General features: G+C 43.0%; 19 protein-coding genes. 10 read left to right on the forward strand and 9 right to left on the reverse strand.

Annotated features, from left to right (window positions below):
• Positions 1-116: 116 nt before the first annotated feature.
• Complete coding sequence (locus R7O12_RS03840; RefSeq protein WP_005375456.1) at positions 117-482, forward strand: winged helix-turn-helix transcriptional regulator; 366 nt, start codon at positions 117-119, stop codon at positions 480-482.
• 188 nt (positions 483-670) lie between these two features.
• On the opposite strand, the gene R7O12_RS03845 is transcribed toward R7O12_RS03840, so the two are convergent.
• Together R7O12_RS03845 and R7O12_RS03850 are read right to left on the reverse strand one after the other, a co-directional pair.
• The gene (locus R7O12_RS03845; protein WP_206958955.1) at positions 671-1,360 is read right to left on the reverse strand and encodes a hypothetical protein; all 690 of its coding nucleotides are present in this window, start codon (positions 1,358-1,360) and stop codon (positions 671-673) included.
• A gap of 511 nt (positions 1,361-1,871) precedes the next feature.
• Positions 1,872-2,411: a redoxin domain-containing protein gene (locus R7O12_RS03850; RefSeq protein ID WP_005385152.1), complete on the reverse strand. Its 540-nt coding sequence runs from the start codon at positions 2,409-2,411 to the stop codon at positions 1,872-1,874.
• 565 nt (positions 2,412-2,976) lie between these two features.
• Here R7O12_RS03850 and R7O12_RS03855 point away from each other — a divergent pair.
• On the forward strand, positions 2,977-4,734 hold the full coding sequence (locus R7O12_RS03855; RefSeq protein WP_154203956.1) for an SgrR family transcriptional regulator: 1,758 nt from the start codon (positions 2,977-2,979) through the stop codon (positions 4,732-4,734).
• A gap of 9 nt (positions 4,735-4,743) precedes the next feature.
• Here the strand turns inward: R7O12_RS03855 and R7O12_RS03860 are convergent, their stop codons facing one another.
• Complete coding sequence (locus R7O12_RS03860; RefSeq protein ID WP_318125639.1) at positions 4,744-5,619, reverse strand: LysR family transcriptional regulator; 876 nt, start codon at positions 5,617-5,619, stop codon at positions 4,744-4,746.
• A gap of 154 nt (positions 5,620-5,773) precedes the next feature.
• Between R7O12_RS03860 and R7O12_RS03865 the strand changes: the two genes are divergently transcribed.
• From R7O12_RS03865 to R7O12_RS03875, 3 genes are all read left to right on the forward strand, one after another.
• Positions 5,774-6,742 carry an aldo/keto reductase family oxidoreductase gene (locus R7O12_RS03865; protein WP_138939622.1) on the forward strand — a complete coding sequence of 323 codons (969 nt, stop codon included), beginning with the start codon at positions 5,774-5,776 and terminating at the stop codon, positions 6,740-6,742.
• Positions 6,743-6,751: 9 nt separating this feature from the next.
• Positions 6,752-7,138, forward strand: a complete 387-nt coding sequence (locus R7O12_RS03870; RefSeq protein ID WP_017821615.1) for a GlcG/HbpS family heme-binding protein — start codon at positions 6,752-6,754, stop codon at positions 7,136-7,138.
• Between the two features lie 167 nt (positions 7,139-7,305).
• On the forward strand, positions 7,306-7,686 hold the full coding sequence (locus R7O12_RS03875) for a hypothetical protein (protein ID WP_005375467.1): 381 nt from the start codon (positions 7,306-7,308) through the stop codon (positions 7,684-7,686).
• A 111-nt stretch (positions 7,687-7,797) separates the two neighbouring features.
• On the opposite strand, the gene R7O12_RS03880 is transcribed toward R7O12_RS03875, so the two are convergent.
• Positions 7,798-8,130 carry a helix-turn-helix transcriptional regulator gene (locus R7O12_RS03880; protein WP_005375470.1) on the reverse strand — a complete coding sequence of 111 codons (333 nt, stop codon included), beginning with the start codon at positions 8,128-8,130 and terminating at the stop codon, positions 7,798-7,800.
• A 141-nt stretch (positions 8,131-8,271) separates the two neighbouring features.
• On the opposite strand from R7O12_RS03880, the gene R7O12_RS03885 reads away from it, so the two are divergent.
• From R7O12_RS03885 to R7O12_RS03895, 3 genes are all read left to right on the forward strand, one after another.
• On the forward strand, positions 8,272-8,583 hold the full coding sequence (locus R7O12_RS03885) for a hypothetical protein (RefSeq protein ID WP_005375472.1): 312 nt from the start codon (positions 8,272-8,274) through the stop codon (positions 8,581-8,583).
• A 723-nt stretch (positions 8,584-9,306) separates the two neighbouring features.
• Positions 9,307-10,464 carry an amino acid permease gene (locus R7O12_RS03890; protein WP_025768474.1) on the forward strand — a complete coding sequence of 386 codons (1,158 nt, stop codon included), beginning with the start codon at positions 9,307-9,309 and terminating at the stop codon, positions 10,462-10,464.
• Positions 10,465-10,696: 232 nt separating this feature from the next.
• The gene (locus R7O12_RS03895; RefSeq protein WP_080996217.1) at positions 10,697-11,032 is read left to right on the forward strand and encodes a hypothetical protein; all 336 of its coding nucleotides are present in this window, start codon (positions 10,697-10,699) and stop codon (positions 11,030-11,032) included.
• Between the two features lie 144 nt (positions 11,033-11,176).
• Here R7O12_RS03895 and R7O12_RS03900 read toward each other — a convergent pair whose 3' ends face one another.
• The 4 genes from R7O12_RS03900 to R7O12_RS03915 form a co-directional block, all read right to left on the reverse strand.
• Positions 11,177-13,048, reverse strand: coding sequence for a methyl-accepting chemotaxis protein (locus R7O12_RS03900; RefSeq protein WP_017821611.1), 1,872 nt, complete (start codon positions 13,046-13,048; stop codon positions 11,177-11,179).
• Between the two features lie 436 nt (positions 13,049-13,484).
• Positions 13,485-14,849, reverse strand: a complete 1,365-nt coding sequence (locus tag R7O12_RS03905) for a YjiH family protein (RefSeq protein WP_005385171.1) — start codon at positions 14,847-14,849, stop codon at positions 13,485-13,487.
• A 455-nt stretch (positions 14,850-15,304) separates the two neighbouring features.
• A complete protein-coding gene (locus tag R7O12_RS03910) occupies positions 15,305-15,976 on the reverse strand; it encodes a YoaK family protein (RefSeq protein WP_005375484.1) in 672 nt (223 codons plus the stop codon).
• Positions 15,977-16,129: 153 nt separating this feature from the next.
• Entirely contained in the window at positions 16,130-16,531 is a 402-nt protein-coding gene (locus tag R7O12_RS03915) for a GFA family protein (protein ID WP_017635849.1), read from the reverse strand.
• Between the two features lie 200 nt (positions 16,532-16,731).
• Here R7O12_RS03915 and R7O12_RS03920 point away from each other — a divergent pair, with 200 nt between their 5' ends.
• On the forward strand, positions 16,732-17,361 hold the full coding sequence (locus tag R7O12_RS03920; RefSeq protein WP_054865857.1) for a hypothetical protein: 630 nt from the start codon (positions 16,732-16,734) through the stop codon (positions 17,359-17,361).
• A 124-nt stretch (positions 17,362-17,485) separates the two neighbouring features.
• Positions 17,486-18,769 (forward strand): peptidoglycan DD-metalloendopeptidase family protein, encoded by a 1,284-nt coding sequence (locus tag R7O12_RS03925; RefSeq protein ID WP_025768471.1) that lies wholly within the window; start codon positions 17,486-17,488, stop codon positions 18,767-18,769.
• Between the two features lie 106 nt (positions 18,770-18,875).
• Here R7O12_RS03925 and R7O12_RS03930 read toward each other — a convergent pair whose 3' ends face one another.
• The gene (locus R7O12_RS03930) at positions 18,876-20,696 is read right to left on the reverse strand and encodes a putative bifunctional diguanylate cyclase/phosphodiesterase (RefSeq protein WP_005375494.1); all 1,821 of its coding nucleotides are present in this window, start codon (positions 20,694-20,696) and stop codon (positions 18,876-18,878) included.
• Between the last annotated feature and the right edge of the window lie 24 nt (positions 20,697-20,720).

Below are 20,720 nucleotides of genomic sequence, written 5' to 3' on the forward strand. Positions count from 1 at the left end.
CATGCGGTCCATTTTTATTTGTTTGCGGCGAGGTGACGTTTTTATTACTCTAAAGCACTAAATGTATCTAGCTTACTTTTCGTTACCTAGATTAGGTGCGTATCTTGAGGTGTATTGTGGAAAGCAGAATCAGTGTAGATAGCAAAGGTCGTAAGTCAGTGGCGAACGTATGTGCGGAGCCATGTGCTATCGAGAAAGGGATGCGTCTAATTGGTGGTAAATGGAAAGGTTCTCTGATTTATCATTTGAAAGACGGCCCAGTTCGTTTCAATGACTTAGCACGCATGCTAGGCGGTGCAAGTAAAAAGATGATCGACCAACGCCTTAAAGAGCTAGAAGCGGAAGGTATGGTGGTGCGCAAAGTGATCAGCGACCGCCCAATTGCCGTAAGCTATGAACTAACAGAGTTCGGCCGTACCGCACTTAAGATTCTTGATGATTTGCGAATTTGGTCTGAAAAGCATCAAATTGAGCTTCGTTAAGACCAAAGTAGTTAATCGCAAACGTTACTCTCTTTTGAAAGCTGATTAACAATACATCGCCGTTTTTACCCAAGTAACTTAGATGTGCTTCATTCAAATCGTAATTTGTTTCGTAAAACAACGTACTCTTTCGAGTCAGGCATATCGAGGCTACTTGAGCATAATCGTACTTTTTAAGTTTTTGATTTTTAGTTATTATTTATCATACTTAGTAAGTTGTAGAATAAATCACTCACTTCAGTTGAATTTAAAAAAGCACTATTTAATTCCAGTTTCTTTTCAAAATCGGAATATTTATCGAAATCCTCTTTCTCAACTAAACCTATTGGTGAGTTTTCGTTAACGTGGCTTTCATATTTTTTGATGGTATATAATTTAGATTTTTCGTCAAAATATTGAATTATCTTAATGTTAACGTCAGGTCTCTCCGTATTATACGTGATCGTAATTTTTTCATAATCTTTATTAATCGGAGTCGTAAGCCCTGTAGGGTAGATGATTTTAAACCCATTAATGTCATTCTTCTTCGTGCTTTTATAATGTTTTGAGTATGAAAAGTTTTCAATTGCACTTTTAGTGACGATAATTGACTCACCTTTCTTTAAACCGTATTCGGTACATTCATAATCGTCAACAACCGTAGAATTTCTTTTCTTTTCAATCAGGTAGGACATGCTTGCAGATGTCCCTCCGTGTTCCAGTTTTTGTTGGTTTACAGAACAATAGAAATGACCTTTTTCCACCGTCATTGCGTTGATTTGTTCCGGATTTGAAATGGTGGGATGTATATCTTTTGCTGGATCGTTGTCGCTTCCTCCTGAACCGCATCCAACTAATCCGATACAAACGGCCATATAAAGCAAAGAGATTTTATTCATACTGTATTTCTCAATTAAGATGTGTGATTGCAAATAACGATTAATTATATTTATATAAAGTGAAAATTTTTATTTTTAATTGAACGGTGTTTTATTGATAATTTAATCGTTTGCTTTTATTTTGTCTCTTACGGTATCTATGTTTTCATTTATGGTATGAATTATTAGAATTGCACAATTGTGAGTTGCAATAGGATAATAATCGCTAGCCAACTACTTGTGTAGGTACCGTTATGATTTATATATCCGTTAAGTCTAAGTTTTTAGTCTTAATTTCATGTATTTATCGTGAAAGTGACTTAGAAGTAAATACTTAACGTCGTTTGAGGGGAGCCTGGACTTCACTGATCTTGTTTTTCATCAAGGCGTTGTATAATGAACAAGGACTCTATTTCCAACTTGTTGATACATATCAGATCTCACGGATCTGATATGCATTCCAAGTTATTCTCACTAAGGCAAGAATCCTAACTTATTTAAGGATAGAAAGTTTACTTGGGTGTAGAAGATATTAGTAATCCAACGTGCCACGGATAGGGTAGTTATTGTTTGGATCGCGAATCCATGCCAATCCGCGTGATAGCGCGCCAAGCTCAGGGCGAACAAACGGGTTGTTTGAAATATCCACCACGTGTAAGTCGCCGTGTTCATTCACCACAAACAGACCTGGTTCTGCGAAATTATGATCGGTTTCCTGTTCAGATCGAGGAATAGATACATACAAGCCTAGCGTTTTCATTTGTTCTTCGGTCAGGCCGTAAGCGATAGGGAAGCTGATTTCGAGTTTCTCTAGATGCCCCTCTAGCTGTGCTTTTGAATCGCCAGAAACGGCAAGAATATCGACGCCAGCATCAGCGAAAGCCTGTTTGTAACTCTCAAGCTCGTTGAGGTACTTAGTACAAAGAGGGCAGTGTTTACCACGATAAACGAATACTGCTTGCCAAGTCGCATCACCTTGCGGCTGACCCAACGTTACGCTTGAACCATCTAGCAAAGTGGCTTGAAGATGAGGGAAGCTGTCGCCCGCTTTAAGTTTCACTGAAGTTGCCATATTGACTCCCGAATTGGTGGTGTATATCCATGAATGCCCCTTTCTCAACAAAGCGATTGGGGGATGAGACTTCAATGTAGACTCTGTTTTGCGGTGTTTCAACTAGTTAACTTTTAGTAACCTGCAATAAGGTAGTAGAGTGCAAAAGATGAAAAAGCAGAACTTAAGATACAACGAAGTGGGGGTGTAGTATCAGGAGCTAAGTTCTGCTTGAGGTTAGGCTATGACCACTGGAACATATCGTTAAGATAAACCAGAGTCATCACTTCTATTTTATTACTCGATTGAGCTAGGCGTTGCTGAAAAAAGTACGCCATCATTGGCTTCTTCATTTTTTTCCTCCTTTAGCTGACGAATAAATTATGTGTATAAAAGGGGATATAAAAAAGAGAGTGCTTTTGTTGGCTTTTTTCCTCATAACGTAAATATATGGGGCTTTAAAGCCGAATTTGGAGGTTAATTGTGGAAAAGGGGAACAGATAATTAGGAAGTTTTCTTATTTTATTACCGCCAACTTAAGTAAACTATTCCTATCCACAAACTTCACAGATCTAAGGTTGATTCAGTGTCTGATCTCAATTTGTTTCGCTATTACCAACGATTACTCTCGTTTAGCGTTGGTGATGAAACAAAAACCACGTTACAGGACATTGCCGACATCATGTTCACTTCTTCTCGGCATGCTCGTAGCCTGCTAACGCAGATGCAGCAGAAGGCGTGGTTGAGCTGGCACCCGAAAGCTGGGCGGAACCAACGATCGACTCTTATTCTGAATATGGAGTTAGACGTTTTAAAAGAGAGCTTGGCTCTTGAACGTATCAAGTTAGGCAAGTATGAAAAAGCACTGGCGATATTAGATGAAGACGAAATGGCATTTGGCCGTTTGTTAAAAACAACGTCTGGTGCTTCTGTTCAAGAAGGACAGCTCAATATTCAATTAACCTATAAGCGAATGTTTGAGCGCGTCGTTCCACATCAACTTCAGCGTAGCAGCGAACGTTTCTTATTAAGGCAAATCTATTGTTGCTTAGTTTCGAGTGATCACAATGGGAAAGTGCAACCAGAACTCGCACATCACTGGCGTTATGACGAAGACACCTACGAATGGACTTTCTACCTTCGTCCAGGTCTGACTTTTCATAATGGTAATTCCATTGATGCAGAAACAGTGGTTAGCTTGTTTGCAAAGTTGAGTTCACTACAGTATTACGAAAAAGAGTTGGCACATGTTGCTAACATTACTGCGCCAACGCCATTGAAGGTTGTTTTTAAGCTTAATCGAGCTGACTTGGGCTTTGCTGGACTTATTTCTGGTGTGAAATACGGCATTCAACCAGTAAGCCAAGTTAACGTAGCGAATAACAAGCTGGTGGTCGGAAGTGGCCCATTCTCTGTTGTCGAGCACAATGAAAGTCGTTTAAAACTGCAAGCATTTAATGGTTACTATGCATGTAGAGTTCTAACGGATTTGGTGACTATCTGGATTGTTGATGACGAGCAAATGGAGAACCCGTCATTGGCAGCAAATACGTTGCAAAGGGATACTTCGCCCGAGGAGGATTTGTGTGGACACTATATGTCGACGCAAAACCGAGAAAACTCATCGGCGAGCAAGCGTAGTCGAATAGAAGATGGTTGCTTATTCGCCTTATTTAATCAGCACGCTAAGCACAAACTCTCTTTAGCGCAGCGCCGTTATATTAGTGAGCTAATTCAACCTGAGCTCTTGGCCGAAGTGATGCGCCGCGAGAATATTGTATTTGGGAGTATACCCGCTCATAACCTGCTACCAGGTTGGAAGCCAGTGCTCCGTCCGTTCAGTGAGCCGCTTAAGTTACCTAAACACATTACGATAGCAGGATATAACTATACCGCGTTGCGTCGCTGTGCGCGGGCTATTTCTAATCGTTTGGTGAGTGTTGGCAGTAAAGTAGAAATTGTTATGTATTCCTACCGTGAGCTGAACGAGAAGGCTAAGAACGGTGAGCTAAATGAGACAATGGTCGTAACGAACATAAACCTAGATGATAATCGTCATGCCTCAGCGTTCACGAACTTCTTCAGCAACGCTGTGCTATTCCACACTTTGGGAGAGAAGAACGCACAATGGTTAGATGAACAACTACAGAGAGTCAGATCTTTCGTTCCACTTGAGGACTACCTTAATGCATTGGAACCAATTGCATCGACGTTGATCAGCGAATACTGGATTGCACCCATGTTCCACCATACACAAACTTTGCGTTTCCAAGGCGTTTTAGAAGACGTCGCTCTTACTAACTGGGGTTGGCCAGATATTCGCTCGGTGTGGTCGGCGGATTAACTGCTTTAGTTATTGAGCAAAGTGCTGCTTCACAAATTCAATGAAGGCTCTGGTTTTCGCCGATTGATAGATAAGTTGTGGGTACACCAAGTAAACCGCGTTGTGCTGGTGGTCGGTTTCTTCCGATAGAACCTGCACTAGACGGCAGTGCTCAACGTCTTGTTCGACAAAGTAACTTGCTAACCGAGCAATGCCATTGCCAGACAGGGCTGATTCTTTGAGTAAGCGGTTTTCATTGCTTGAAAGCCAACCTTGGGTTTGAACTGTTCCCGTTTTTAACGGCCACTCTTTTTGATGCAATGTGATTAAGCATTGATGCTCTTGTAAATCATCTAATGTCTCCGGCGTACCTTCTTCTTGCAGATACTGAGGAGAGGCCACCAGCCAGTGGTGGTAGTCCAAAAGGTGATGAGCAATCATATTCTCTGGCGGCGTTCTTGTCGCTCGAAACGCAAAATCAACGCTGGTTTCTGTCAGATTAAACGCTTGATAGCTAGAAAGGATCTCGAACTCTACGTTTGGATGTAAAGCGCGAAACGCTACGCACAAATCATGCAGCACCGCTTCAGCAAACATCTTGGGAGCGGTAAGACGAATCAGACCGTCTATTTGTTCAGATCGCTGACTTAAACTCTTTTCCATTTCCATTACGCGGCGTTTGAGATCTTCCGCTTGTGCAAAGATCGATTCACCTTCTGCCGTCAATCTCACGCTGCGTGTGGTTCGAACAATCAAAGGCGTGGCGAGTTCCGATTCCAAGCGCTTGATTTGTTCCGACAGGTAACTTTTAGAAATGCCAAGTTGCTCCGCTGCTCTAGAAAAATTGAGTGTTTGAGCCACTTCAGCAAACAGCATCAGTTTTTCGATTCTCTTATAATCTGCCATCTTGATTGCTCGTCTTTATTGTTCGCTTTAATTGTTCGGTAGCGAGGATAATGAATTCGATTTTACGGTATTAAACTAATTTTTACGAACGGTAAGATGGTTAGAGTTAACTTAAGAAATTGAAGATGCAGAAATCGGAAAAGTGAGAATAACGATGAACAATCCAACACTACCGCTCGCCAAAACCTTACCTAACGTTAGCCGCTTGGTCTTCGGCTGTATGGGACTTGGAGGGGAGTGGAATCGCAACCCATTAACCGCCCAAGATGAAAACCAAGCTTATGCCGCTGTCGAGGCTGCATTAGAGGTTGGCATCAATCTCTTTGATCATGCGGATATCTACAAATTCGGTAAGGCAGAAGAAGTGTTTGGGTGCATCTTAGCCAATGACTCAACCTTACGAGAGCGAATTTATCTGCAATCCAAGTGCGGCATCCGTCTAGGAGATGAGCAAGGTGTTAAGCAGTATGACTTCTCTGCCAAATGGGTGACGGCTTCTGTTGAGGGCATTCTTGAGCGCCTTGGCGTGGAAAACCTTGATGTTTTGATGCTGCATCGTCCTGATCCTCTGGTTGAATTTGAAGAACTGGGCACAGCGCTCCAAGCACTGAAACAAGCTGGCAAAGTTAACCACTTCGGTGTTTCTAACATGAACAGTGCTCAAATTGATCTTCTTCAACAAGCAACGGGCGAAATTGTTGTGGCGAACCAGTTGGAAATGAGTCTGGCTAAGTCTGACTTCATCAAGCAAGGCATGGGGCTTCCTTCGTCTGCATCTGACTACGTTGCAGGAATACTGGAACATGCCCGTAAGCACAATATCCAACTGCAAGCGTGGGGCAGTATGGCGCAGGGAAGATTCTCAGAGCGTGGTTTACATTCTGATGATCACAACACCAGACAGACGGCGGAGATGGTAATGGCGCTAGCAGCTGAATATGGTGTGTCGTCTGAGGCGATTGCTTTAGCCTTCCTGACGCGTCACCCAAACCAAATTCAGCCTGTTATTGGTACTGCAAACCCACAGCGTATTCGCGCTTGTGCTCAAGTAGAGAACGTCACGCTATCACGTAGCCATTGGTATGGCTTGTTCGAGAAAACCCTTGGTCATGAGATCCCGTAGGAGAGAAAAATGAAATACGTACAAGTTCAAACTCTGATTCAAACGGCATTGGAAATTGCGACTGCTCGCAAGCAAAACATTGCGGTTGCCGTGGTTGATACACATGGAGAATTGCTCGGTTTTGCCCGAATGGATGATGTGAGTCTGCAAGCAGGTTTGTTGGCACAGAACAAAGCTTACACCTCGGCTAGAGACCGTCAGCCTAGCGGCAATCTGGGTGCTTGGGCTCGTGAGACGGGTAAGCAGTTGAGTTATTGGACTGACCCAAAGATCACTGGCTTTATGGGTGGTGTGCCTATAGAACAAGAGGGGAAAATCGTCGGTGCAATTGGCATTAGCGGTTTGGCTGAGCAAGATGATGAAGCACTTGCGATGGAAGTATTAAACGCGCGTTGAGTATAATGTTTATCAGTAGGTGTGATGCTTTGTCCAGCTTTGTACTCACTGTAGGGACTCAAGTTCACAGGCTTCGTCGAGTCACAATGCTATCTAATAGCCTGAAGTAAGCAGAAGTTGAAATCGCGAACTATGATTAATTTATTTGAAAGCTTTGAGGCCTAAATATGTTTCATAAGGTATTCGTTTCGCTATTTTTTGTTCTCCTCTCAGGCTGTGGTACGAGTGACAGCGCGTTAAAAGAGAGCGGTTATGATGAAGCTTATATCCAAGGCTTTCATGACGGTCGGCATAGTGGTATGCAAGAGGCAGGGAATGATTTTGAACACTATATTAAGGACGAAACAAGGTATCAAACCGACTCAGATTATCGACAAGGCTGGGATGCTGGTGAGGTAGAGGGTAACAAGTTACAAAAGCAGGCGACCGCGATAGGACAAGGCATGATTGATAATTCATATGAAGAACGTGATGTCTTTGATCCTGATAAAGTGGCGAAAGATGCAATAAAAGGCGTTGATACATCGGAATTGAAAAGCCTAGAGTAACGGACTGATATAAAGAATAAAACTCGTCATTTGACGAGTTTTATTTTTGTCTAAACGATTCATGTTTCAACGCTCAACAGGGCATTCATCGTTTGGGTATGAGCAATGTCGTTAATCACCTTTCTTGTTCTTTTGTTCAAGGATTAACGATAACAGGCGAACGAGCAGGGACTGAGCTTCCGGTGAGAGCAATCGCGCCACGGCCGTTAAGTCATTTGCTGTGACATGCTGAACATCACGTACATCTAAGGCAATATCTAGGTCAGTCAAATGAAGCGAACGCAATATGGCACGATATTGTGAGAGTTTAAGATCGGACTCTCCGCGCTCGATCCTTTGATATGTTTTTACGCTCATTCCAGCGATGTTTGCCATTTGCTCACGGGAGAGGCCATTCGATTTTCGTCTTGCGATCAGTGCTTGAATTATAGGGTCTACCTGCATGTGCTCTCCTGAAAGGACAGTTTTGACCTAAACGGAGCAAGAAGTGGACCAGTTTAACCACCACATATTTACCTGCTTTGCAATCAGTATAAAAATAACTGTCTTATAAAAACGTAAATATTTTAGTCAGTTATTAACTCAATGGAAAAGTATCAATCATACAAATCAATAGAAACGAAAGCTTCTATTCGCAAAATGCAACGCATTTTAGATCATTTATTTAGTGAAATTGATCAGCAACATCGTGAGACTAAAGAGAATGTTGTGACACTGATTCAACAGTCACAACAGCGATTGATGAACTACAAAGAGCTTTACCTTCACAAAGAATCGATAAGTGAAGTAGAGCTGCGGATGGCGCATGAAAATATGAGTGAGACTGAGAAGCAGGTCGCCGATATGGGTATTCCAGTGTTAACTTATATCATTGGCGCTCTAGATAAAGCGTATTAACACAGTCGTAAAGTCGGGCGATACAAGATTTACGCAATTTCGATCAATTGATGACATCTAAAAGAAAGGATGCAAATGCTGGGGAACCACACCCAGCATTCGGACACTCATTTACCTATATTTTCGAACCGTAAATCAGTGTTTAGAGGTATGTGAACCGAACAGTGTCGGTACGCAGCGAATAATAGCGATATTGTCCGATCTAGGCTACGTCCTTGGAATCTAACACCTTCACTTAAACTGTAAATTAATCTGTACACCCAGCCAAATTGAGCCATTGAGCACGTTCTGCCTTCTTTTTAAGCGATAAAAGACTAATTAGTGACGAAAAAAACAACACATCTTAGGTAAAAGATAAGAGTTGTTAAAATATATCGCTATAAGATTGACCTTTTGCTTTTCAATCGTCCTGCTTATGCCTTACAATCTTTTCGAACCAAATCCATTCATAACGAATGGGGTTGATGAATTAAGATGAACAATTTTGCTTCGAACCCAAAGTTGCGCACATTTCATCAACGATGACATCGCCAAAAATGACTCTCAAGTGTTCATGTGCAAATGATTAACCACCTTTTGTTGCGTGTTTTCTTAGCCATACAGGGCTCTTGTAACATAGTGCTCTTGTAACCAAATTTTGACTAAGTCGGAGCGTTTTGTTGTGTGCTTTAGATAAAGCACAACTGGTGAGAAATTAACGGATTGAATTTAGAGGTATTAACCGTGAACCTAAAACTTGTCGGCAGCTCCCTGATCGTTGCAGGTACTGCTCTTGGCGCTGGTATGCTTGCTATACCAATGGTGCTTGCTCAATTTGGCCTCCTTTGGGGCACTCTTCTTATGTTGTTCATCTGGGCTGGAACGACTTATGCTGCGCTGCTCCTTCTTGAAGCCAGTTGCAAAGTAGGTGGTGGTGTGAGCATGAATGCAATTGCTCGCGAAACGCTTGGTAAAGGAGGCCAGTTGGTAACCAACAGCTTGCTTTACGCCCTGTTAGTTTGTCTATTAATGGCTTACATCATTGGTGCGGGTGATCTGGTACAAAAAGTAACAGCCTCAATTGGGCTTCCAACATCTACGATCTCAAGCCAAGTCGGTTTTACTCTTTTAGTTGGTATCATTGTTTCGGCAGGTACAGGGGTAGTAGATAAGCTGAATCGCGGTTTGTTCCTAGGCATGATCGTAGCGCTGATCCTGACACTTTTTGCGCTTGCACCAAGCGTCTCGTTTGAAGGACTTGATGAGGTTGTGAGCGACGATAAAATGGCACTTATCAAAACCAGTTCGGTGCTTTTCACCAGTTTCGGTTTTATGGTCGTGATCCCATCGCTTGTAACTTACAACAAAGAAGCGAGTAAAATACAGCTGCGTAATATGATTATCGTGGGCTCAACTATTCCGCTTGTTTGTTACCTATTATGGTTGTTAGCGGTTGTCGGCAACCTACCACCTCATGAGCTTGTTCAATACTCCAACGTAACAGAGTTGATATCGGTACTAGGTCAGCAATACGAGGGCTTAGAGTTCATCCTATCCATGTTTACTGGTTTGGCACTACTAACGTCGTTCTTAGGTGTTGCAATGGCGCTATACGATCAAAATGCAGACCTACTGAAAGCAAGTAAGCCAGTGATTTTTGTTACTACTTTTGTACTACCACTATTAGGTGCTGTATTTGCCCCAGAACACTTCCTAGCTATTCTCAGCTACGCGGGGATTATTCTTGTGTTTCTCGCGGTCTTTGTCCCATTATCAATGACCATGAAAGTGCGCCGAGTGCCGGTAGAAGATGACAATATTTATGAAGCTGGTGGCGGCGCAATGGGAATGAGCATGATCTTCCTATTCGGCTGTTTCTTGCTGTTTGCCCAAGCAGTATAAAATCACGCTAGCTTATTTAAAAACTGAGCCGCTCGTATTCAAACGGGCGGCTTTTTTGTATTCATAGCCGAACCCAGGCCACTCAAAGTCATCAGCATTTGTGATGTTTGACGTTTCTCTGATAATCACGGTTAGCGCTGACTTTTTAGTAAAACTCCTTAGCGAAAGGCTGACATGTACAGTGATTCACCCTTCTATTATATCGATGTTGATATGAATAAGAGGCTCTGTTGTGTCAAAGCAATTATCTTTTGCCATGGTTGGCGTTATGTTGTCTTTAGGTGTGTTGAGTACAGAAGCGGTGGCTGACCCGAAGCATAAGCATGGACATCGGTACGATCACCATCATGCGCATCACCACCATCATAAACACAAGCGCAAGCATAAACACAAACATCGTGACGTTATTTATGTGGAGACCCGACGACCAAGGCGCAGTTACTATTACCATGACCGAATTCCTCGGAATAGTACCTACATAAAGATTGGAGATTTCACTTATCTAAAAGTGGACGACCGCTATTATCGTCGTTCTAATGATCGCTATATCCATGTAGAGTTCAATTAAACTTGAAAGGGCACATAGTCGGTGTTCTTGTAATGTTGAGCTTAATAGCAACAACATGGCACATGTAACATCGACCAATACTAGGGTAGAGGGTTAAAAACAAAAACAGCGAGCCGGTGCTCGCTGTTTTTGCTTAAATGAGTGTTAGACAGTAAATCTATTTAAGATTTGATCTTGTTTATGTACATCTTCTTGTTGCGCCTGCATCGCGTCGTTGGTTCGATTTGCCGATTCGGCGACTTGAGTCGATAGGTCTTTAATATTCACCGTATTGTTGTTGATCTCTTCAGCGACGAGGCTTTGCTCTTCCGCTGCTGAGGCAATTTGCAAGTTCATATCGGAAATACGCTGAATCGCATCACGAATGCGTTGTAACGCACTATTTGCTAAACCCGCTTTTTCAACGGCCTCTATAGCACTACCTTTGCTTTGATGCATGGCATTTGCCACAGATGAAGCGCCAGATTGTAGTTGCTCAATCATAGTACGAATCTCTGTTGTCGACTCTTGAGTACGTTGTGCCAGTGTACGTACTTCATCTGCAACAACGGCGAAGCCTCGGCCAGATTCTCCCGCACGTGCAGCCTCGATTGCGGCATTCAACGCGAGTAAGTTCGTTTGGTCCGCAATATCGTTGATGACTTTTAGAATCGTTTCGATATTGGCGGTAGCAGATTCCAACACTTGTACTTCTTCGACTGCAAGGTCAATGCTATCGGAAAGCATGTTTATCGTTTGTGTCGATTCACCAACGATAGAAGACCCCTCAACCGTTGCTTGGTCGGCTTCTTTGGCTGCACTTGCCGCACCTTGCGCATTATTAGCAACCTCTGTCGCGGTGACAGACATCTCATGCATCGCGGTAGCAAGTTGTTCTAGCTCTTGCAGCTGAGTGTGAATTGCGCCTGCCGAGTCTTTTGCGCCCTCAGCGGTGATTTGAGTTCCGTTTAAAATTTGATCAGAAATACGTTTCGACTCAATGATTTGCTGTTGTAAGTTCTCCATGAACGTATTGAAGTTTGTGGCAAGCTCAGAAAACTCTTGGTCAGTATCTGTTTCGAGGCGTTGTGTAAGGTCGCCTTTCCCTGATGCTACATCTTTAATCGCATTGTTTAGCGTGTCCAAAGGACGCATGAGAGTGCGAATCAACAGAGTTAGGGCGATAATAGATGCAATCACGGCAATGATTGAATAAATAATAGCGTTGTTACGAAGCTCTCCTACGGCAGAATAGGCAACAGCTTCATCGATCACCGAACCTACGTACCAGTTCTCGCCAGGAATGTGAGTCAGGTTAACCATGTAGCGGTTGCCATCAATCTCAACATGTTGTGCTGATTGCGTAAGTTCGATTTGCGGGAGGTAGCTACCGACTTTCTCACCGTTGTATTTACTTTGAGGGTGAGCAATGGTTGTGCCATCAGCGGTGACCAGAAATAAGTAACCAGCATCAAACAGATTCACTTGGTTGACCAGATCTGAAAGGGTAGTTAATTCGAGGTCATAAAACATACCGGCTAAAAACTGGCCATTTTCTTTTACTGGTGTACCAACAGAGATGATAACGTTTTTCGAAGACGCATCGACGTACGGATCGGTTACGACCAAATCGCCTTTGCTCTTAGCTGCAATAAACCAAGGACGCTGACGTGGGTCGTAGTCTGGACCCGCATCCCAGCCGTCGTCATTTTCAATCACAAAGCCATTACTTTCATAACCAAAACCGATGGCAAGGAAGCTGCTTTTTGGTGTGGGTCTTTCAAGTATGTTTTGAACATAGCTATGTGAACTGGGGTCAAGCTCAATCACTTCAGTAATGGAGCGAGCGAGATCCTTCTTTGCATTCATTTCTGATTGCACAGTGTTACCAACACTGGTCAATATCTCGTTGACACTTGAGTCGATTTGCTCCTGAGTTTGGGAGCGGATGGTCATAACTTGTTGTGTCGACAATAACGACACGGTAATTAGCAGCAAAAATGAAGAGGCTGTGACAACCTTATGTCTGAATTTCATGAGCTTTCCTCTGATTCTCCCGGTTGGTTCCACTTTGCTTTCGCCTCTTTTAAACCGAGCGAATTGGGCATAAAGAGAAACCTATTGTGTTTGGTTATATTTTTATCGACATCTTTGTCAAAAACATGAACTCATTTGTCGTCTTTTTTAACTAAATTTAAACAAACCGACAATTTACGTTAAAACTTGTGAGTGTGATCATGTTTGCGAGCTCAATTAATGAAATCGTCATAATGAAAAGAATTGCTTAACAAACAGTGGCATTAACTGGCTTTACAGGTGAGGTGATGAAAATTTTGTTGGTGCTGAAAGGTGTTTTGTTGAAGTTTTGTCTTTGTAAATTATGAGCTTTTTACTAAAAGCCTAATGTGGACGGAGTTTTAGGTATAAAAAAGGCCCCGACGATGCGGAGCCTTTGTTAATTGACGTCTCGATTTTAGAAAATAAGATGAGCAACGCCAGCAATCACAGGTAACGTGATTAACGTACGTAAAATGAAAATTACGAAGAGCTCTACAATGTTTACTGGAATTTTGCTGCCTAACAGTAGGGCACCTACTTCCGACATGTAGATAAGCTGAGTTACTGACATTGCTGCAATAACAAAACGTGTCATTTCGTTATCGATTGAGGCCGCTAAAATTGCTGGAATAAACATATCCGCAAAGCCAACAACGATTGTCTGTGATGCTGCAACAGCTTCAGGGACTTGCAGTAGCTCTAGGTATGGGATAAACGGTTGACCCAGAATTGCAAATACAGGTGTGTATTCTGCAATCACCAATGCAACGGTACCAAGACCCATCACTACAGGTAATACGCCAAATACCATGTCGACTGCGTTGTGTACGCCTTCTTTAAATACAGACTGAACCGATGTGACTTGACCAGCACGCTTAAGAGCTAGATCCATACCCCAAGAGAATGTGGTGTGGCCTTCTGGCACTGCATCTGCGTCTTTATCAGGGTTGCTGCCGTCAATGTAGCGATCTTTCTTCAGACTAAGCGGAGGCAGGCGAGGAATGACAATCGCAGCTACGATACCAGCTAGACAGATAGCGCCGTAGAAAGGCAAAAATAAGTGCTCTAGTTTTACCTGAGCGATAACAACTAAGCTAAACGTGATCGATACTGCTGAGAAAGTGGTCCCGACAACAGCCGCTTCACGCTGAGTATAGAACTTATTTTCGTATTGCTTGCTGGTTAGCAAGATACCAACACTTCCGTCGCCTAACCAAGATGCCATACAGTCAATTGCACTGCGGCCAGGTAGGTTGAATACCGGACGCATTATTTTACTGAGTAACGCACCAAATAGCTCCAGAAGACCGAAGTTCAAAAGAAGCGGAAGCAGTAAACCCGCGAAAATGAAAACGGCAAACAGAGTAGGTAGGAGACCAGTAAGAACAAGCCCGCCAGTGTTCTCTTCCCAAATTGCTTTTGGACCCACTTGGAAAAACGTCATTAACACGGCAGCGCCGCCGATTAAACGAACAACGAGCCAAAGTGGAGATGGGTTGAAGAGACCGTTTAAAAAACCATTACGTAAAATTGCAGCTGGCTTAAAAATTTTGCAAAGAACAGAAGCAACGGCCATGAAAGCGATGATACTGGTGACGATAGCAATCAAGGTATCGCCTAACACCGCTGGGATGACTTTTGCCATCACTGCAACGGGAATGGTTAGGCCGCCATCGTAAGAGATCGGAGCCATAAAGAGTAGAAGACCAATTAGGGAAGGGATGAAAAACATCCAAAAGTTGCCCTTAGGAGCTTCAGTAGCATTAGTGGTGTTATGCATAGTTGTCTCGTGTTACTACTAGTCAATACTTGCCATTTCCATGACATAAATATTCACTAAACATCCGTATTTAATCACAGTTTTGCGGAGGGTACCCGCAAACTGCATCCATTGCAATACTATTCATTAAATACATCTAGTTATTCAGCCGATTTGTCGGGTAATTGGTCAAATAACGTCTAAGTGTATGCGAATATGTTGCTTGTGTTAGAAAATTGTAGCACGAGAGGCGAATTGCGCAGTGAATTATGGGGCGCATTGTGACTGGAATAATAAAATGGTAAACAAATGTGATTTTGATCTGACTAACTTCTTAGCCAGAAATTCAGTTAGCCTTATCTATTCTAAGGTTTTTAGCAGTGTCAAAATGCCGTTCAGCGTTTCTTGTACCGTGGTAGTGTGAACCTGTTGAGCTAAATCCGATTGAAGTATGTCGCTTCAATCGGATCGAAATTTTATGCTTTTTGTTGACGGCTAAGTATGTATAGGTAACTCCAGTAAATCAGAGCTGTAGAAAAAGCCAATATTGCTGGGAAAACCAGCGTATATAAACCATATACCGTAAATAGAGCCGCTCCCGCGACGCCGCCAAACAAAAAGCCAAAGAAAATGAATAGGAATAATTTTGCTTTACGTCGGTCAAATTGACGACCTCTCAAGCTCTCTCCAATCATAATCCCTAGATCGGTGATGATTCCGGTCATATGTGTGGTTCTGACTACTGCGCCGCTAAACGTGGTGATCATTGCGTTTTGTAATCCACATGCTGCTGATGCTAGATATTGGCCGTACAAATCCCCTTGCACCAAAAAGCCCAAGCTGAGTAAGAGCAAGCTCCCTTCTATGCACAGTGCAACACCATATCTTCGCCCTAGTTTTAACGCACTGCTTTCAATAAAAAAGCCGCTAAAGGCAGCGCCAATCAAAAAGCTAAATACGATGAAGAGCAGGTGAATGGAGCTATCCACACCTGTTAGCAAGCTGTTCCCTAGCTGAGTTACGGTTCCCGAAAGATGAGTTATCGCTTGGTGTTGAAAGCCGAGAAGACCAACGGCGTTGACGCAGCCCGCGAGAAGAGCTAGTAGAAACGCGCCATATTCCACCCAACGAGGAAGTCTGGAAATCACAATAAACCCCCACCAAATATTAGGAGCCGATTATAACGCTCACACCGAGTTACGAAACCCTTTACAGTAAAACTCGATTGATCATTCTCAAAAAAATCTCACTTATAGGGCGTTTGTCCGAGCCAAAGTAAATACGTGAACGCGGATTGCTCGCTAGCAGATGTGTTCCGTTGTGCATTCGAAACTCACCCATCCGTGTTTCATTTGTTCATAGACTGAAACCGTAGGTTGGTGGAACTCTTTATCGGTAAATAGACCGACGGGAATGATCATGATTTCTGGGTATGCAGAAACGAACAACCTCATTGTCGTGCCGCAGGATGGACAAAAGTCATACTGAACCTCACTGCCATCATCGCCAATTCGGGTATAGCTAGTGACTTCACCGTTTAAAGTGACGTGCTCTTTTTCAAAGCGAGCTTGTACCCCAAAAACACTGCCAGTTCGTTTTTGGCATTCGAAGCAATGGCAGACAGACGTGTGGGTGGGCTCTCCCTTACAACGGATCTCAACTAAACCGCAGGCGCACTCGCATGTATGAATGGTTTTTGTCATCGTGATTACCTATTTGTCCCAATACACCAATAGACCTAGAGCACAGAGCTTGTGTCACTAGCTCGTTATGAGCTCTGGACTTGAAACTATTTGGATACAATCAGTTTAGTTTAATTTTGAAACACTTGAAGAGGTGAAATCATTTGGGTATACAATGGTATACTCGCTTTTCGTTTATACCTTGAAACAAGGAAGTCTTCATGACTCACAAAAAAATCCTGCCGATACCACTTATTCTACTTATTCCAATCGTTTTATTGGTTGTGGTTGTGATCGCAGGTGTTTATCGTTTTAGTTTGTCTGATGACGAGATCATGGCTAAGTTTCCTCAAACAGAAGTAGAAACTAACGTTATTGTGCAAGAGACGCTTGGGATCACTGCACGTAACCCTTGGACGATCCAAGTACCCGAGCAGGGTGCGGTCACTTTTCTTGATGAGTGGGATAAAGAAAACGGCTATTTGATCGGTGACTATGATTCAGGTACGACAAAAGGTCAGGTACTTGTTCCAACTGCGTCGATTAGCCAGCGTGAGATTGAAGGTGTTTCATGGGTTGTTGCACCGATGATTGTAACGACACAAGGTAGCGGTTCGTTTAACTATGTTGGCTTGTTCAAGTTTGACCCCGTGCCGAGCCGAGTTGTCCTTTTAGACAGTATTTTTGTTGGTGACCGCGTGAAATTTACTCAGCTCGAATGGAAAAGTGATACAACTATCACGCTTTCATATTTAGCGCACGGTGATGATCAAGCAATGGCAGACACGCCAAATCAATTCAATTCATCCACATTACAGCGTGTAGGGAATAACTTACATATGCAACAGTGATGAATTTTTTTTGAGTTCTGTAAAAATTCAGTATTTTCTGCGCTAGATCTCGAAATTTCCTAGTGATTTCTTATTCGGGAATGCATAAGCTATGAGCCTTGTTTGAAAGGAGATAGTAATTCCCGTGTCTACAAATGAAATTACAAGACGGTTGCCGAATCTGACAAGTCGTAGAGCGCTGCTGTTATACTCCTTGCCAGTTTTAGTTGCGATTGGTGTTTCTCACTCTCTCAAAGAGTCATCTTTAACCAAAACCATCGCATTGAACCTACCTGAATCTCAGGTCGTTGAAAAAATTCTTGATGCGACAACTGCCGAAGTTGTCACTCCCCCGAACTTCGAATATCAAATCCAAGCAGGTGACAACCTAAGCACTATTTTTAGTCAGCTCGGTTTCGGTTACAGCTCGTTAATGAAAGTAATGGAAACGGATTTGAACTACTTGGCACTTGATACACTTAAGCCGGGCAATACGCTCCGTTTCTGGCGTGATGATGCGACAGGCGAGTTAGCGAAAATGGAACTGCAATTTTCTATTGCAGATAAAGTGGTCTACAAGCTGAATAGTGATGGTAGCTATGACTTTACTGATATTTCCATTCCTGGCGTGTGGAGCCAAGAACCTTTAGTTGGCGTTATTCAAGGCAGTTTTTCTTCTTCTGCGAGTCGTTTAGGTTTAACGTCGGCGGAAGTGAGTCAAGTCGTAAGCTTACTCAAAGAACAACTTAACTTTGGACGTGATCTTCGTGCAGGTGATCGATTTGAAGTTGTTCGTCGCTCACAAAGCATCAATGGTGTACCAACAGGTAAGAACGAAATTGAGGCGATTAAGATTTATAATCGCGGCCGCGAGATCACCGCTTACCTTCATACTGATGGTCAATTCTACAATGCCAAAGGTGAAAGCTTACAGCGCGCATTCCAGCGTTACCCTGTAAGTAGTCGTTGGCGTATCAGTTCTGGCTTCAACCCTAATCGTTTACATCCAGTAACGGGGCGTGTTGCGCCGCACAACGGCACTGACTTTGCTGTACCAACCGGTACACCAGTCGTTTCTACTGGTGATGGTACAGTGATCATGACTCGTAAACACCCCTATGCGGGTAACTACGTGGTTGTTGAGCACGGCAGCAAATACAAAACCCGTTACTTACACCTAAGTAAGATTTTGGTGAAGAAAGGGCAAAAGGTTTCTCGAGGCCAGCGTATCGGTCTTTCTGGTAAAACAGGTCGAGTGACTGGGCCACACCTTCACTATGAGTTGATTGAATACGGCCGTCCAGTTAACGCTATGCGAGCAAATATCCCAATGGCGAGTTCTGTTCCTAAGAAAGAGATGGCTACTTTTGTCGCGAACAGAGATGAAATGGATAGACTATTACGCGATAAAGAGAAAGCAGTGCTGTAATAAAGTACTTCGCTTAAAAAACAAAAAGAGACTAAGCATGGCTTGGTCTCTTTTACTTTGTGCATTAACTAGATTTGAATTCTATGACAGCAGTTTGTTCAGTACGTTAGGCACTCCGCACTTCACGTTCATTTATCAGGTGTACGATTTCTTCAACACTGTGTGGACGAGAGTAAAAATAACCTTGGATGTAGTGGCAGCCCATTTCAATTAACTTTTGTAGTGCTCTATCGTCTTCTACGCCTTCGGCAATCAAATCCACATCAAGCAGCTCTGCCAATTGTGCTATCAAAAACACTACTTGTTCAGAGGTTGTATTTGAGAGCATGTTCTGCACAAAGGTAGCATCGATTTTGATGCTATCAATCGGATAATTGTGTATATAGTTCAAGCTTGAGTATCCCGTACCAAAATCATCCAGTGCGACTTTAAAACCCAAGTATCGCAACGAGTTAAGTACCATCTGTTCACGGCCACTTTGTGAGAGTAAGACGGTCTCGGTGAGCTCTATAACAAAGTCTTTTGCTTCGTGCTGATACTTTTCAACCATGTTGGTTAAGTGATTAATATAACGGTTGGAATCAACCAGCTCATACGCTGAGCAATTGATGGAGAGTTTTACTTTATAGCCTAGGTTCGCTTCGAGTTCTTGCTTTGCGATACACGCGAGTTCAATAATCCGTTCTCCTAACTCGATAATCAGGCCTGATTGTTCGGCAGCTTCAATGAACTCCGCTGGAGAGATATTTCCATAGATATTGCTATTCCAACGAGTCAAAATTTCAAAGTAATTCCAGCGGTCGCTCGTGATATCGACGATCGGTTGAACCACTACATACAACTCATCGCTGTCTTGTATATCAGTACTTAGCTGGATTCGCATTGCCTCAATAAGCTGCGTCCTACGGTGGTATAACGCACTAAGGTGTGTGTCGTAATGCTGAATTCGTGTATCGCGATGTTTTTTACAGTCTTTGAGAGCGAGACTGGCATTCAAAATCAGCTCATCGCTGTTCAACATATGTACTGGTGCGCGCGCGATACCGATACTAACAGTGAAAGAAATTCGGTTAGATTTGTCGCTGTAGCCACTTTCAATTTTGTCGAGTACTTCCTGACACACGGCTACAGGATCTTCGTCGTACGTGATGAAGGCGAATTCATCTCCTGCGACACGGAACGCATTGTTTGGCGACGACAAACTCTGTTGAATGGCGTTAGCTGTGAACTTAATGATTTGGTCGCCGATATAGTTTCCGTTGATATCATTGATCGATTTGAAATTATCGATATCAAGATACGCCAAACTGAATGGACGAGTCGCTTGCTGCGTTAATGTCTCCAAGGTATCAGCTAAACAGCTACGGTTGAGCAGTCCAGTTAGGTTATCATGCGATACCTCATAGCTAAGCTGATTAAGAAGCTTATCTGAACGTTCACTGACCCACTTTTCACGTAAGCTATGAATAATGACATTGGCATAAAATCGGTGGAAGTCGAGGATATCTTGCGCTTCTTTCGCGTGGATGCTTCGGGTAAAGGTAGACAGTAAAATTCCCAGAACTTCGCCATTTTGTGTCTTCAATGGCAGGCCAATGTAAGCTTGAATGCCATCTTCTTGAAACATCTGATCTTCAGGAAAACGCTTGTATACCTGGTCTTGATAGAAAATATGTTCGCCAATGTCTTTCGCCACTTTTTCACAGGGGGTGCCTGAAAGGTGGTAGCTTAGGTTGTCTGTAATTTTTCCATTGCTGGCGAAGGAAATGGTATGAGCCGAATGCTGAAGATGCGCAACTTCTACAACGCAAGTGCAATGGCTCTGCAAGTGTTGATGAATATCTAACGTGACTCGGTTTAGCTGAGCCGTGCCGTTTAGCTTCAATATCTCATCAATTTTGTGGAAACTGATTTGTACCTGACCCATCGAGCATTTCACCTAGCGTTGTTA

The sequence above is a fragment of the Vibrio sp. Vb1574 genome, assembly GCF_033338675.1.

Coding starts and splice junctions, on each gene's coding strand:
- R7O12_RS03865 (WP_138939622.1), top strand. CDS start 5,774: ATGAACAATCCAACACTACCGCTCGCCAAAACCTTACCTAACGTTAGC.
- R7O12_RS03885 (WP_005375472.1), top strand. CDS start 8,272: ATGGAAAAGTATCAATCATACAAATCAATAGAAACGAAAGCTTCTATT.
- R7O12_RS03860 (WP_318125639.1), bottom strand. CDS start 5,619: ATGGCAGATTATAAGAGAATCGAAAAACTGATGCTGTTTGCTGAAGTG.
- R7O12_RS03930 (WP_005375494.1), bottom strand. CDS start 20,696: ATGGGTCAGGTACAAATCAGTTTCCACAAAATTGATGAGATATTGAAG.
- R7O12_RS03845 (WP_206958955.1), bottom strand. CDS start 1,360: ATGAATAAAATCTCTTTGCTTTATATGGCCGTTTGTATCGGATTAGTT.
- R7O12_RS03915 (WP_017635849.1), bottom strand. CDS start 16,531: ATGACAAAAACCATTCATACATGCGAGTGCGCCTGCGGTTTAGTTGAG.
- R7O12_RS03920 (WP_054865857.1), top strand. CDS start 16,732: ATGACTCACAAAAAAATCCTGCCGATACCACTTATTCTACTTATTCCA.
- R7O12_RS03850 (WP_005385152.1), bottom strand. CDS start 2,411: ATGGCAACTTCAGTGAAACTTAAAGCGGGCGACAGCTTCCCTCATCTT.
- R7O12_RS03870 (WP_017821615.1), top strand. CDS start 6,752: ATGAAATACGTACAAGTTCAAACTCTGATTCAAACGGCATTGGAAATT.
- R7O12_RS03875 (WP_005375467.1), top strand. CDS start 7,306: ATGTTTCATAAGGTATTCGTTTCGCTATTTTTTGTTCTCCTCTCAGGC.
- R7O12_RS03880 (WP_005375470.1), bottom strand. CDS start 8,130: ATGCAGGTAGACCCTATAATTCAAGCACTGATCGCAAGACGAAAATCG.
- R7O12_RS03900 (WP_017821611.1), bottom strand. CDS start 13,048: ATGAAATTCAGACATAAGGTTGTCACAGCCTCTTCATTTTTGCTGCTA.
- R7O12_RS03905 (WP_005385171.1), bottom strand. CDS start 14,849: ATGCATAACACCACTAATGCTACTGAAGCTCCTAAGGGCAACTTTTGG.